This is a genomic window from Stenotrophomonas sp. P5_A9, assembly GCF_056400525.1.
This window is the reverse complement of record NZ_JBFULC010000004.1, coordinates 94,334-106,240: the sequence shown is the minus strand read 5'-3', so window position 1 is coordinate 106,240 and position 11,907 is coordinate 94,334. Positions and strand designations below refer to the sequence as shown.

Sequence of the window (11,907 nt, the reverse complement as noted above, 5' to 3'; positions counted from 1 at the left end):
CATTCCCAAATCGGGCCGGATCAGGCACCCTATGCGCGCCGTGGCCCGGATGGCGAAACTGGTAGACGCATCGGACTTAAAATCCGCCGGAGGCAACTCCATGCCGGTTCGATTCCGGCTCCGGGCACCAACAGTGTGACGTAAACGCGGTGGTTTTTGCCGCTAGCATGGCGGTTCCCTTCCTGCCCGCGCAGCGACCGCCATGCTCACCCTCCATATCGGCAACAAGAACTACTCGTCCTGGTCGATGCGCCCGTGGGTGCTGATGACCCAGGCCGGGATCGCGTTCGACGAAGTGTTGCTGCGCTTCGACAGTTTCGATCCGGATTCGCAGTTCAAGCGCCAGGCCACGGCGCTGTCGCCCTCGGCCACGGTGCCGGTGCTGGTGGATGGCGATCTGGTGGTGTGGGACACGCTGGCGATCGCCGAGTACCTGTCCGAACGTTTCCCGGACAAGCACCTGTGGCCCCAGGCGGTGGCCGAGCGCGCACGCGCACGCAGCGTCTGCGCGCAGATGCACAGCGGCTTTGGTGCGTTACGCCAGTACTTCCCGATGAATATCGAGGCGAGCCTGCCCGAGGTCGGCGCGCGCGTGCTGCGCGAGCAACCGGCGGTGGTCGAAGACCTGCAGCGGGTGCAGTCGTTGTGGGAGGACCTGCTCGCGCGGCATGACGGTGCGCTGTTGTTCGATCGTTTCAGTATCGCCGATGCGTTCTTCGCGCCGGTGGTGATGCGTCTGACGACCTATTCGCTGCCGGTCACGCCTCGCGTACAGCGCTACCTGGACGCGGTGCTGGCGCTGGCGGGTGTGCAGCAGTGGGTGGCGGGTGCCCTGGCCGAGCAGGATTTCCGCCCGTTCGAAGAGCCCTACCGGGATGCGCCGACGCCGCGATGACGGGGCGTGCCGCCGCGGCCGGGGTGATCAGGCCGGAGCCCACGGCAGCGCAGCGCCCAGCGCCAGCAGCGCATGCGCGTACTTGTCGGCCAATCGCTGCTGCACGTCGGCCGGCAGGTAGCGCAGGCGGGCCGGGTCGCTGTTGTCGGCGATGTCGGCCAGCTTGACCTTCAACGCCAGCGGGTTGGCGCGGATGGCGGCGTAGTAGTCCTCCGCAGGGAGATCCTTGCGCCGCGTCAGGCACGCCACCGCGGCACGGATGTGCGCGGGGAACGATGCCACCTCGGCGGAGAACGCAGGGCAGTCTTCGACCACGTCGTGCAGCCAGGCCACCGCTTCGGCGTCGGCATCCCCCTGCACGCGGGCAGCCACGCGTGCGACGTGGCCGATGTAGGGCTGGCCGGCCTTGTCGATCTGGCTGGCGTGGGCGCGGCGGGCGAGGGTCTGGGCGTTGCGCAGGGTGTCGATGGGCATTCTCCTTGTGACCGGTCGCTGCATTATGCGTGCGGCGGCCAAACGCAAACTTTACGCAGCCGTGCGCGGGCCCCCGTAGGCTGCGCTCGACCCCCAACACAGGCAAGGCAACATGGCCAGCGCGGCACGGACACGGATGGCAGGCATGCTCATAGCGGCGATGGCGTGCGCAGCGGGAGTGCAGGCGCAGAGCCCGCCCCGTGGCACGCCGCCGACGGTGGTTGATCTGGCACCGGTGGTGGTGTCCGGCGTACAGCCCGGACCGGGCATGTGGAAGGTGACCGCCGGCAACGGGCATGTGCTTTGGATTCTGGGCACGGTGTCGCCGCTCCCGGCCAAGCTGGAGTGGCGTGCCGATGAGGTCCAGGCGGTGATCGCCAGCGCCGGCGAAGTGCTCGGCACCCCGGGCTGGACCGTCGATGCCGACGTCGGCTTCTTCAAGGGCCTGACCCTGTTGCCTTCGGCAATGAAGGCCGCACACGATCCGCAGGGGCGACGGCTGGAGGAGATCCTGCCGGCGCCGCTGTACGCGCGCTGGCTGCCGCTCAAACAACGCTATCTGGGCCGCGACGGCGGGGTGGAAAAGGATCGTCCGCTGGTCGCGGCGACCCGCCTGTATGCCGAAGCGTTGAAGTCGGTCGGGCTCGGCCGCGGCACGCCGGTGTCCGCCATTCTGGACAAGGCCTACAAGGCGCGCGGGTTGAAGCCGGTGGTGACCCGGGTGGTGATCAAGGTCGATGATCCGCGCCAGGCACTCAAGGAAGTGCGCGCCAGCACATTGCAGGACGTGCAGTGCTTCCAGCGCACCCTGGACGTGGTGGAACACCAGTTGCCGCTGCTGGTGGAACGCGCCAATGCGTGGTCGGTGGGCGACACAGAGACGCTGCAGCGGCTGGCGGTGCAGAGCCAGTACGACGCCTGCGTCGGCGCGGTCGCCGACAGCGAGTTCGGCCGGCGCCGTGGGCTGCTGGGCGTGGAGCAGCAGGCGGCCGACAAGTGGCTGCAGGTGGCGCGCGCGGCACTGGCTCGCAACGCGACGACCTTCGCGGTCGTCCCGGTGCATACGCTGGTGCAGCCGGGCGGCTACCTGGCCCGTCTGGAGCAGGACGGCCTCCAGGTGGAAGCGCCCTGAGCCTGCGGCATCTGTACGCAGGTCAGCGTGTGCTGGCGCGCACAGTTCTCATCGACCTGGGTGTACAGCTTCGTGGCATAGTCTGGGTAGTCAACAGGGGGCTACACGAGCATGCCATTGCGTGCGATCGCCTATACCAGCGTCGCCTTTGAAGGGATCCAGGCATCGGATATCGATCGGATCCTGATGGCGGCATCCAGTTTCAACAAGGTGGCCGGCGTCACCGGGGTGCTGATGTTCGATGGCACCCGTTTCCTGCAGTACTTCGAGGGACCCGAAGACGGCGTCGATTCGGTCTACCAGCGGGTGGCCAATGCGCGAAGTCATCTGCACCTGCGCGAACTGGCGCGCGGAACCGTGGCCACCCGGCATTTCCCGCGCTGGACGATGACCTCCGCGGCGATCGAACCGGCTGTGCTCACCGGCATGATCGAACGGCCCTGGGAAGGCTTCAATGTGGCCCCGGGTTTCGACGGGCACGGCCCGGTCGGCTTTGCACGGCTGCTTGAATTGTGGACCGGCGTGTCGGGTGAGCTGGAGCCGGCGGCGGTGATGCTGGGCTCGTAACGGAACGGTTCTTTACTCGTAACACGATTCTCACGAGTGGTTGCCTATTATCTTCCTACCAGCTGTGACCGGTCCTGCGGAAATTCCGTCAGGCTGTTCTGAAAGGGTAGTAACCGCAGCTGGACCACTTGTTGGCCGTCGTCCGTACTCTCCGCGGACGGCGGCTTTGTTCTTTGTGGCGGCGGTGCTCCCGCGTTAGGCTTGTACTACTCGTTCCCTGGCGCAGCCCCCTCCATGAGTTCTTCCTGCTTCCTGCGTTGCGCTTTCCGTGCCGATCCCGCGCGGAGGCGGGGCTGATGGCCGCCGCTGTCGGCGCTGCCGTGCAGGCGCGGATCGCGGTGATCGGGCTGGGCTACGTCGGCCTGCCGCTGACCGTTGCCTTCGGGTGCCGCCAGCCCACAGTGGGCTACGACATCGATCGTGCGCGCGTACAGGAACTGCAGCGCGGCCACGACCACACCCTGGAGATGGAGCCGCACGAACTGGCGGCGGCGGTGCAGGCGCGTTACAGCCACGACCCGGCCGAGCTGGTCGATTGCAACGTCTATATCGTGACCGTGCCGACCCCCATCGACGCCTTCGAGCAGCCGGACCTTGCACCGCTGCGCAGCGCCTCCACGCTGATTGCCAACGTGCTCAAGCCGGGCGATCTGGTCATCTACGAATCCACCGTGTACCCGGGCACCACCGAAGAAGTGTGCGTGCCGCTGCTGGAAGCCGGTTCTGGCCTGCGCTTCAACGAGGATTTCTACTGCGGCTACAGCCCGGAGCGGATCAACCCGGGGGATCGCCAGCGGCGCCTGGCGGACATCCGCAAGATCACCTCCGGGTCGACCGTCGAGGTCGCCGCGGTGGTCGATGCGCTTTACGCCGGGATCATCACCGCCGGCACCTGGCCGGCACCGTCGATCCGCGTGGCCGAAGCGGCCAAGGTGATCGAAAACATCCAGCGCGACGTCAACATCGCGCTGGTCAACGAGCTGGCGTTGATCTTCGACCGGCTCGGCATCGATACCCAGGACGTGCTCGACGCGGCCGGCAGCAAGTGGAATTTCCTGCCGTTCCGCCCCGGCCTGGTCGGCGGCCACTGCATCGGCGTGGACCCGTATTACCTGCTGCACAAATCCGAGAGCGTGGGCTACCACCCGGATCTGATCCACACCGCCCGCCAGGTCAACAACCGGGTCGGCGCCCACGTGGCGCAGCGTGTGCTGGCCCTGCTGGCCGGGCGCGACAAGGCACCGTCCGACGCGCGCATCCTGGTGCTTGGGGTGACGTTCAAGGAGAACTGCCCGGACCTGCGCAACAGCCGTGCGCTGGAGCTGGCGCAGACCCTGCAGGCCAGTGGCGCGCACGTGGACGTGCAGGACCCCTGGGTAGGCCCGGCGGCGCTGGCTGGCAGTGGCGTGCACTGGGTGGAGCAGGCCGCGCCCGGCGCGTTCGACGCGGTGGTACTGGCGGTGGCGCATGACCAGTTCCGCGCCTTCGATGCCGCCGCCATCGGCGCGCTGCTCGCGCCCGGTGGCGTGGTCTACGACGTCAAGTCGGTATGGCCGCGGGACGTGGTGGACGGCCGGTTGTAGACTCGAACGCGTTATTGATCGAGGAAAGCCATGCATCGTTACCTGGTTTACATGCTCGCCATCCTGCTGTTTCCGGTCTGCCTGTGGCTGGCCACGATCTGGCCGGCCTGGTACTGGGGCGTGGGCGTGACCGCCGCGCTCGCCCTCCTGGGCACCTGGGATCTGCTGCAGAAACGCAGCACGCTGCGTCGCAACTACCCGGTGATGGCGCACTTCCGTTACGGGCTGGAATCGATCGGCCCGGAGATCCGCCAGTACTTCGTGCAGAGCGACCTGGAGGACGTGCCGTTTTCGCGGCAGCAGCGCGCGCTGATCTACCAGCGCTCCAAGAATGAAATGGACGTGGTGCCGTTCGGTACGCTGCGCAGCACCTATGCGGTGGACTACGAGTGGATCAACCATTCGCTGGCGCCGACCGAGATCGCGCACAGCGATTTCCGCGTGCTGATCGGGCCCAACTGCGCCAAGCCGTATTCGGCCAGCGTGTTCAATATTTCGGCAATGAGCTTCGGCTCGCTGTCGGCCAACGCGATCCGCGCACTCAACGAAGGCGCGCGGCGTGGCAGTTTCTACCATGACACCGGCGAAGGCTCGATTTCGCCGTATCACCGGGAAATGGGCGGTGATCTGGTCTGGGAAATCGGCTCGGGTTACTTCGGTTGCCGGGGCGATGATGGGCACTTCAGCGAAGAGAAGTTCGTCGCCAACGCCACCCATGACCAGGTCAAGATGATCGAGATCAAGCTGTCGCAGGGCGCCAAGCCCGGTCATGGCGGGGTGCTGCCGGCAGCCAAGGTCAGCGCGGAAATCGCGATCACCCGCGGCGTGCCGGTGGGCGTGGAGTGTGTGTCGCCGTCCAAGCATTCCGCGTTCAGTACCCCGGTGGAGCTGCTGCAGTTCGTGGCGCGGCTGCGCGAGCTGTCCGGTGGCAAGCCGGTCGGCTTCAAGCTGGCCATCGGACATCCGTGGGAGTGGTTCGGTATTGCCAAGGCCATGCAGGAAACCGGGCTGCTGCCGGACTTCATCGTGGTCGATGGCGCCGAAGGCGGTACCGGTGCGGCCCCGGCCGAGTTCGTCGACCATGTCGGCGTGCCAATGCACGAAGCGCTGCTGCTGGTGCACAACACCCTGGTCGGGCTGGACCTGCGCGACCGCATCAGGATCGGCGCGGCCGGCAAGGTGACCAGTGCGTTCGAGATCGCACGCACCATCGCGCTTGGCGCGGACTGGTGCAATGCCGGGCGTGGCTTCATGTTCGCGCTGGGCTGCATCCAGTCGCTGAGCTGCCACACCGACAAGTGCCCGACCGGTATCGCCACCCAGAATCCGAACCGCTGGCGTCACCTGGATGCCGTGGACAAAGCCACCCGCGTGCACAGCTACCACGACAACACCGTGCGCGCGCTGCGCGACCTGCTGTGCGCGGCCGGCTTGAACCACCCGTCCGAGCTGGGACCCGAGCACATCCTGCGGCGGGTGTCGCCGGTGGAAATCCGCTCGCTGGCCTCGCTGTACCGTTATCTGAGTCCGGGCGAGCTGCTGCGGCAGGTGCCCGATCACGCCGTGTTCCATGATTACTGGGGCGATGCGCGCAGTGATTCGTTCCAGCCGCCGGCGCGGATCCAGGCGCTGCGCACGAGCAAGTCGCGCTGATGGCGGATGCGATCGGACCGCCACAGGACACGCATGCAGCCGGGCAGGGCCCGATATTGCGGCGTGGACGCCCGGAGGAGGCCGATGCCCTGTGGGTGCTGCGCACCCGCTGCGTGCGCGAGCTGTGTAGCGCAGCCTATCCGCCCGAGGTGATCGCGCCGTGGGCCGCCTCGCGGCCGCCTGCGCATTATCGTGAGCTGATCGGGCAGGGCGGCTGCATCGTCGCCGAGGACGATGCGGGCACGCTGCTGGGCTATGGCGTGATCGATCAGCAGGGCAACGAGATCGATGCGTTGTTTGTCGACCCCGACTACGGCGGGCGTGGCATCGGCAGCGTGCTGATGCACGCGCTGCAGGCGCTGACCGATCCGACCCGCCCGCTGGTGCTGTCGGCCTCGCTCAATGCGGTACCGTTTTACCAGCGTGCCGGATTCAAACCGCTGCGCGAAGAAACCTACCCGCACCCCAGCGGCGTTGCCCTGGCGTCGGTGCGCATGCAACGCGGCTGATCCCGGCCGGCGCGCACCACCGTCGCAACCACCCCGCTATTGCCGGCCGCTGGCCGGCTCCTCAGCACCGTCAGAAGCACCAAGGTAGTGCCGGCCGCTGGCCGGCTCCTCAGCATCGTCAGAAGCACCTGGTAGTGCCGGCCGCTGGCCGGCTCCTCAGCATCGTCAGAAGCACCAAGGTAGTGCCGGCCGCTGGCCGGCTCCGCAACACCGTCGGACGCATCCGGCAGCGCCGGCCAACGGCCGGCACAACCGGTCACAGGTTGCGCAGGTACTCCACCACCCCGCGCCCCGCCCGCAACCCGCTCGCATAGCAGGCAGTGAGCAGGTAGCCCCCGGTCGGCGCTTCCCAGTCCAGCATCTCGCCGGCGCAGAAAGTACCCGGTAGATCGCGCAGCATCAGCTGCGTATCGAGCGCTTCCAGCCGCACGCCACCGGCGCTGCTGATCACCTCCGCGATCGGACGCGGGCGCAGCAGGGGCAGCGGCAGGCGCTTGAGCGCGGCGGCGATGCGCGGCGGTGGCAATTGACCGGCGTCCTTGCCCAGGATTTCGAACAGCAGCGCCGACTTGACCCCGCCCAGGCCCAGCTGGCGACGCAGGTGCTCGCCGAAACTGCGGCCCTGGCGCGGACGCTGCAGCTTGTCCAGGACCTGCGCTTCGGTCTGGCCCGGCAGCAGGTCCAGGTGCAGGTGCACCCGGCCGTCGCGGGCGAGGGTGTCGCGCAGGTCGGCGGCCATCGCATAGATCAGGCTGCCCTCGATACCGTCGGCGCTGATCACGCACTCGCCCTGCTGCGACCGGAGCTGGCCGTCCAGCGCGGTCCAGTAGGCCACCACCGGCTTCAACGGGGCGCCGGCCTGGCGCTCGCGGAAGTAGGTGGTCCAGTCGATGTCGAAGCCGCAGTTGGCCGGCTGCAGGGGGGCGATGTCCACGCCACGCGCGGCCAGCGGCGCCACCCACGCGGCGTCGGAGCCCAGCTCGGGCCAGCTGCCGCCGCCCATCGCCAGCACCACCGCATCGGCGTGCACGTCCACCTCGCCGTTGGGCGTGTCGAAACGTAGTGCGCCATCGTCCTGCCAGCCGGTCCAGCGGTGCTGCACATGCAGGCGCACGCCCTGTTCCTTCAAGCGGCGCACCCAGCCGCGCAGCAGCGGGGCGGCCTTGCGGTCGACCGGGAATACCCGGCCCGAGCTGCCCACGTAGGTGTCCACCCCGAATCCGTGGGCCCACCCGCGCAGCGCCGGCCCGTCGAAATCGGCCAGCCATGCGCCCACGTCGGCCGCGCGCTCGCGGTAGCGCGAGACGAACAGCGCGTGCGGATCCGAATGCGTCAGGTTCAAACCGCCCTTGCCGGCGATCAGGAACTTGCGTCCCGGCGACCCCTTGGCTTCATACACATCGACGTGGTGGCCGGCGGCGCGCACGGTTTCGGCGGCCATCAGCCCGGCCGGGCCACCGCCGATGATCGCCACGCGCCGCGGCGCGCTGTCTGGACTACGCATGCGGCAAACTCAGTTCGGCTTGACGTCGAGCAGCTCGACATCGAACACCAGCGAAGAACCGGGGCGGATCGGGCCGGCGCCACGGTCGCCGTAGCCGTACTCGGCCGGGATCATGAGGGTGCGCTTGCCGCCCACCTTCATGCCGGCAAAGCCTTCGTCCCAACCCTTGATGACCTGGCCCTGGCCCAGGTTGAAGGTGAAGGGTTCGCCACGGTCGACCGAGCTGTCGAACTTCTCGCCATGCTTGTCAGCGGCGCGCTCGTCATAGATCCAACCGGTGTAATGCACGGTGACCTTGTTGCCTGGAGTGGCCTCGGCGCCAGTGCCCGGCTGGGTATCGATCTTCTCGAACTGGGCGATGCTGCCACCCGGCGGCGGGCCAGGCGGGGTGCAGCCGGCGAGCGCCAGCAGTGCCAGGGGAGCAAGCAGGTAGGAGGACAGGCGACGCATGGCGGCTCCGGATCGCAAAAACGGGACGCAAGGGTAGCGCATCGCCGGGCGCTATCATGGGCACATGTCGAAACTGCTGCTCAACCTGCGCAACGTCGCGGACGATGAAATCCAGGACGTGACCGCCCTGCTGGACCAGGCGGGCATCGCCCATTACCGCACCGAACCCAGCCCGTGGGGCATCTCCTGGGGCGGAATCTGGATCCGCGACAATGACGACCTGCCGCGCGCCAAGGCGCTGATGGCGCCCTACCAGGAGGCCCGCGGCGTGCGCGTGCGTGCCGAACGGGAGGCCGCGCTGCGTGATGGCACCGCCGAAACCTTCGGCAGCCTCCTCCAGCGCCGACCGCTGTTCGTGGTCGCCATGCTGCTGGGCATGCTGGCTGCGGCGGCGCTGGTACTGCTGCCATTCGTACTGCTGCGGGGCTGAATCACCGCCGGCGGTGGGCCCGGCGGTGCGGCCGGCGCGATTTATAATGGGCCGATGATCGCCAATACCGCCGCCTACCACTTCACCCCCATCGCCGACCCGGATGCGCTGTGCGCGACCCTTCTGGAGCGGGCAACCGCCGCAGGGCTGCGCGGCACCATCCTGGTGGCGGGCGAGGGCATCAACCTGTTCCTGGCCGGCAGTGAGCCGGGCATCGACGGCTTCTACGCCCCCCTGCAGGCCGACCCGCGTTTTGCCGGGCTGCGGGTCAAGACCAGCTACAGCCAGATGCAGCCGTTCGCGCGGCTCAAGGCCAAGGTCAAGCCGGAAATCATCAGCTTCCGCATCGATGACGGCCAGCCGCTGGCCTATCCGCGCGCCCCGTCCGTCGACCCGGCCACCGTGCAGCGCTGGCTGCGCCAGGGTCACGACGATGCTGGCAAGCCGGTGGTGATGCTGGATACCCGCAACATCCAGGAAATCGAGTACGGCACCTTCCAGGATGCGCTGGTGCTGCCGATCACCAAGTTCACCGACCTGCCGGATGCGCTGGCTCCGCACCGAGAGGCCCTGCGTGACAGCACCGTGGTCAGCTTCTGCACCGGCGGCATCCGCTGCGAGAAGGCCGCGCTGTGGATGCGCAATGACGGCATGGACAACGTGCTGCAGCTGGACGGCGGCATCCTCGGTTATTTCGAGGCGGTGGGTGGTGAAGGGTATGCGGGCCGCTGTTTCGTATTCGACGAGCGCGTGGCGCTGGACGCCGAACTGAAGCCGCTGGTTGATCAACCGGGGACCGGGGCGGCCTGAGGGCGGTTTTCCGAGGGTGCCGGGGCGGCCGGTCACCTGTTTCAGGTAGTGCCGAGCCATGCTCGGCAGCCCAGCAACCTGCGGCCCGAGCTTCATCGAGCAACCTCACGAACCCGAACCGCAGGAATCAGCGTCCCGCTGCCGGCACTGGCGGCACGTCAGCGCCGGCCCCATGTCGGTGGCATGACTTCTGGATGGAACGCGCGCATGCAACTGTCGATTCTTGATCTGGCCCCGGTCTGTGAGGGCAGTGACACGACCCAGGCCTTCGCCAACATGCTGGACCTGGCCCAGCACGCCGAGGGCTGGGGCTTCCATCGCTACTGGCTGGCTGAACACCACAACATGCCCGGCATCGCCAGCGCCGCCACTGCGGTGCTGATCGGCCACGTGGCCGGTGGCACTCGCCGCATCCGCGTCGGCGCCGGCGGGATCATGCTGCCCAACCACTCGCCGCTGCAGGTGGCCGAGCAGTTCGGCACCCTGGCCTCGCTGTATCCGGACCGCATCGACCTCGGCCTGGGCCGTGCGCCCGGCACCGACCAGCCCACCGCCCGCGCGCTGCGTCGCTACTTCGACAGCGCCGACCAGTTCCCGCAGGACGTGCGCGAGCTGCTGCACTACTTCGAACCGGCGCAGGCCGGCCAGGCGGTGCGTGCCGTGCCCGGCGCGGGCATCCCGGTGCCGGTGTGGCTGCTTGGCTCCAGCTTGTTCAGCGCTCGCCTGGCTGCCGCGATGGGCCTGCCGTTCGCCTTCGCCTCGCACTTCGCCCCGGATGCGATGGACCAGGCGCTGGCGGTGTACCGCAGCGAGTTCCGTCGTTCGCAATATCTGGACGCGCCGTACGCGGTGCTCGGCTTGAACGTGGTCGCCGCCGAATCCGAAGCGGAGGCCAAGCGCCTGTTCACCACCCAGCAGCAGAGCTTCGTCAATCTGCGCCGTGGCAAGCCCGGCCTGATCCCGCCGCCGATCGACGACATCGAAGCGTTCTGGCAGCCGCATGAAAAGCAGGGGGTGCAGAGCGCACTGGCTTGCGCGGTGGTGGGCGATGTGCGCCAGGTCGGCGAGGGCATGGCGGCGTTCGCCGCGCGGCACAAACCCGATGAAATCCTGATCACCGCCAACATCTACGACCACGCCGCACGCAAGCGTTCGTTCGGTCTGGCGATGCAGGCGTGGAAGGCGAACAGTTAAGCGCCACGCCATGCGTGGCTGACGCAATGCCGGCCCTGTTGAAGGGGGCAGCCACGCATGGCGTGGCTCTCCCGGGAAGGATGCGAAGGTGGTGTGACCCTGCGATTCACACGGCCGTGGCTGCCGATCGGCTGTGATGGTGGCTCCCGTTGCAGGAGTTACCCCATGGCAGAGCTCGATCGCCAACAGCACATCAAACAACTCGCCGGCATGATCCGCGATGTCGACATCGCCATGTTCACTACCGTCGGCGTCGATGGGCGTCTGTACAGCCGCCCGCTCGGCACCCAGGAAGTCGAATTCGATGGTGACCTGTGGTTCGCCACGGAAGCCCACAGCCCCAAGGTGGCCGAGCTGGCGCTCAATCCGCGCGTCAACGTGTCTTACTCGTCGCCCTCGGGCAACACCTATGTGTCCGTCTCCGGCACCGCGCGCGTGGTGGATGACCGCGCCAAGATCGAGGAACTGTGGTCGCCGGCGATGAAGGTGTTCTTCCCGGGCGGCAAGGACGATCCCAACCTGCGCCTGATCCACGTCAGCGCCGAATCGGCCGAGTACTGGGATGGCCCGGGCGGCTTGCTGGGCAAGGCGCTGTATTTCGTGTTGTCGGCGGTGACCGATGATCCCGGTACGTTGTCCGATACGGGCACCGTGGATCTCAAGCCCGGGGCATGACGTCCCGGTGGCCGGGGTGCAGCCGACCCAC

The 11,907-nt window shown here is 67.8% G+C and carries 13 protein-coding genes and 1 tRNA gene; 11 read left to right on the top strand and 3 right to left on the bottom strand.

All coding sequences use genetic code 11. The annotated features are described in order from the left end of the window. The first annotated feature begins 43 nt into the window (after positions 1 to 43). Both AC1DR7_RS02495 and AC1DR7_RS02490 read left to right on the top strand, forming a co-directional pair. Positions 44 to 130, top strand: a tRNA-Leu gene (locus tag AC1DR7_RS02495). A gap of 72 nt (positions 131 to 202) precedes the next feature. Continuing rightward, positions 203 to 895: a glutathione S-transferase family protein gene (locus AC1DR7_RS02490; RefSeq protein WP_457320473.1), complete on the top strand. Its 693-nt coding sequence runs from the start codon at positions 203 to 205 to the stop codon at positions 893 to 895. Positions 896 to 922: 27 nt separating this feature from the next. On the opposite strand, the gene AC1DR7_RS02485 is transcribed toward AC1DR7_RS02490, so the two are convergent. Beyond that, positions 923 to 1,369: a phosphohydrolase gene (locus tag AC1DR7_RS02485; protein WP_478076381.1), complete on the bottom strand. Its 447-nt coding sequence runs from the start codon at positions 1,367 to 1,369 to the stop codon at positions 923 to 925. Positions 1,370 to 1,505: 136 nt separating this feature from the next. On the opposite strand from AC1DR7_RS02485, the gene AC1DR7_RS02480 reads away from it, so the two are divergent. The 5 genes from AC1DR7_RS02480 to AC1DR7_RS02460 all read left to right on the top strand — a co-directional run bounded on the left by AC1DR7_RS02480 (position 1,506) and on the right by AC1DR7_RS02460 (position 6,813). Further along, a complete protein-coding gene (locus tag AC1DR7_RS02480; protein ID WP_457320477.1) occupies positions 1,506 to 2,501 on the top strand; it encodes a TraB/GumN family protein in 996 nt (331 codons plus the stop codon). A gap of 111 nt (positions 2,502 to 2,612) precedes the next feature. After that, the gene (locus AC1DR7_RS02475) at positions 2,613 to 3,068 is read left to right on the top strand and encodes a BLUF domain-containing protein (RefSeq protein WP_457320479.1); all 456 of its coding nucleotides are present in this window, start codon (positions 2,613 to 2,615) and stop codon (positions 3,066 to 3,068) included. 296 nt (positions 3,069 to 3,364) lie between these two features. Then, the gene (locus AC1DR7_RS02470) at positions 3,365 to 4,651 is read left to right on the top strand and encodes a nucleotide sugar dehydrogenase (RefSeq protein ID WP_478050968.1); all 1,287 of its coding nucleotides are present in this window, start codon (positions 3,365 to 3,367) and stop codon (positions 4,649 to 4,651) included. Positions 4,652 to 4,681: 30 nt separating this feature from the next. Further along, positions 4,682 to 6,304, top strand: coding sequence for an FMN-binding glutamate synthase family protein (locus tag AC1DR7_RS02465; RefSeq protein ID WP_256776153.1), 1,623 nt, complete (start codon positions 4,682 to 4,684; stop codon positions 6,302 to 6,304). Next, entirely contained in the window at positions 6,304 to 6,813 is a 510-nt protein-coding gene (locus tag AC1DR7_RS02460) for a GNAT family N-acetyltransferase (RefSeq protein WP_478052636.1), read from the top strand. Before AC1DR7_RS02465 ends, AC1DR7_RS02460 begins: the two co-directional genes overlap by 1 nt. 256 nt (positions 6,814 to 7,069) lie before the next feature. Here AC1DR7_RS02460 and AC1DR7_RS02455 read toward each other — a convergent pair whose 3' ends face one another. Beyond that, positions 7,070 to 8,317 (bottom strand): TIGR03862 family flavoprotein, encoded by a 1,248-nt coding sequence (locus tag AC1DR7_RS02455; protein WP_478050970.1) that lies wholly within the window; start codon positions 8,315 to 8,317, stop codon positions 7,070 to 7,072. Between the two features lie 9 nt (positions 8,318 to 8,326). Beyond that, a complete protein-coding gene (locus AC1DR7_RS02450; protein WP_256776150.1) occupies positions 8,327 to 8,767 on the bottom strand; it encodes an FKBP-type peptidyl-prolyl cis-trans isomerase in 441 nt (146 codons plus the stop codon). Positions 8,768 to 8,831: 64 nt separating this feature from the next. Between AC1DR7_RS02450 and AC1DR7_RS02445 the strand changes: the two genes are divergently transcribed. The 4 genes from AC1DR7_RS02445 to AC1DR7_RS02430 all read left to right on the top strand — a co-directional run bounded on the left by AC1DR7_RS02445 (position 8,832) and on the right by AC1DR7_RS02430 (position 11,876). After that, complete coding sequence (locus tag AC1DR7_RS02445; RefSeq protein WP_457320005.1) at positions 8,832 to 9,197, top strand: DUF6164 family protein; 366 nt, start codon at positions 8,832 to 8,834, stop codon at positions 9,195 to 9,197. A gap of 54 nt (positions 9,198 to 9,251) precedes the next feature. Further along, positions 9,252 to 10,007 (top strand): sulfurtransferase, encoded by a 756-nt coding sequence (locus AC1DR7_RS02440; RefSeq protein WP_478050971.1) that lies wholly within the window; start codon positions 9,252 to 9,254, stop codon positions 10,005 to 10,007. 207 nt (positions 10,008 to 10,214) lie between these two features. Then, positions 10,215 to 11,201 (top strand): LLM class flavin-dependent oxidoreductase, encoded by a 987-nt coding sequence (locus AC1DR7_RS02435; RefSeq protein WP_256776147.1) that lies wholly within the window; start codon positions 10,215 to 10,217, stop codon positions 11,199 to 11,201. 165 nt (positions 11,202 to 11,366) lie between these two features. Continuing rightward, positions 11,367 to 11,876: a pyridoxamine 5'-phosphate oxidase family protein gene (locus tag AC1DR7_RS02430; protein ID WP_256776146.1), complete on the top strand. Its 510-nt coding sequence runs from the start codon at positions 11,367 to 11,369 to the stop codon at positions 11,874 to 11,876. The last annotated feature ends 31 nt before the right edge of the window (positions 11,877 to 11,907 follow it).

Excerpts from the sequence above, each read along its gene's own strand:
- AC1DR7_RS02490 (WP_457320473.1), top strand. The coding sequence starts at position 203 with ATGCTCACCCTCCATATCGGCAACAAGAACTACTCGTCCTGGTCGATG.
- AC1DR7_RS02485 (WP_478076381.1), bottom strand. The coding sequence starts at position 1,369 with ATGCCCATCGACACCCTGCGCAACGCCCAGACCCTCGCCCGCCGCGCC.
- AC1DR7_RS02480 (WP_457320477.1), top strand. The coding sequence starts at position 1,506 with ATGGCAGGCATGCTCATAGCGGCGATGGCGTGCGCAGCGGGAGTGCAG.
- AC1DR7_RS02475 (WP_457320479.1), top strand. The coding sequence starts at position 2,613 with ATGCCATTGCGTGCGATCGCCTATACCAGCGTCGCCTTTGAAGGGATC.
- AC1DR7_RS02470 (WP_478050968.1), top strand. The coding sequence starts at position 3,365 with ATGGCCGCCGCTGTCGGCGCTGCCGTGCAGGCGCGGATCGCGGTGATC.
- AC1DR7_RS02465 (WP_256776153.1), top strand. The coding sequence starts at position 4,682 with ATGCATCGTTACCTGGTTTACATGCTCGCCATCCTGCTGTTTCCGGTC.
- AC1DR7_RS02460 (WP_478052636.1), top strand. The coding sequence starts at position 6,304 with ATGGCGGATGCGATCGGACCGCCACAGGACACGCATGCAGCCGGGCAG.
- AC1DR7_RS02455 (WP_478050970.1), bottom strand. The coding sequence starts at position 8,317 with ATGCGTAGTCCAGACAGCGCGCCGCGGCGCGTGGCGATCATCGGCGGT.
- AC1DR7_RS02450 (WP_256776150.1), bottom strand. The coding sequence starts at position 8,767 with ATGCGTCGCCTGTCCTCCTACCTGCTTGCTCCCCTGGCACTGCTGGCG.
- AC1DR7_RS02445 (WP_457320005.1), top strand. The coding sequence starts at position 8,832 with ATGTCGAAACTGCTGCTCAACCTGCGCAACGTCGCGGACGATGAAATC.
- AC1DR7_RS02440 (WP_478050971.1), top strand. The coding sequence starts at position 9,252 with ATGATCGCCAATACCGCCGCCTACCACTTCACCCCCATCGCCGACCCG.
- AC1DR7_RS02435 (WP_256776147.1), top strand. The coding sequence starts at position 10,215 with ATGCAACTGTCGATTCTTGATCTGGCCCCGGTCTGTGAGGGCAGTGAC.
- AC1DR7_RS02430 (WP_256776146.1), top strand. The coding sequence starts at position 11,367 with ATGGCAGAGCTCGATCGCCAACAGCACATCAAACAACTCGCCGGCATG.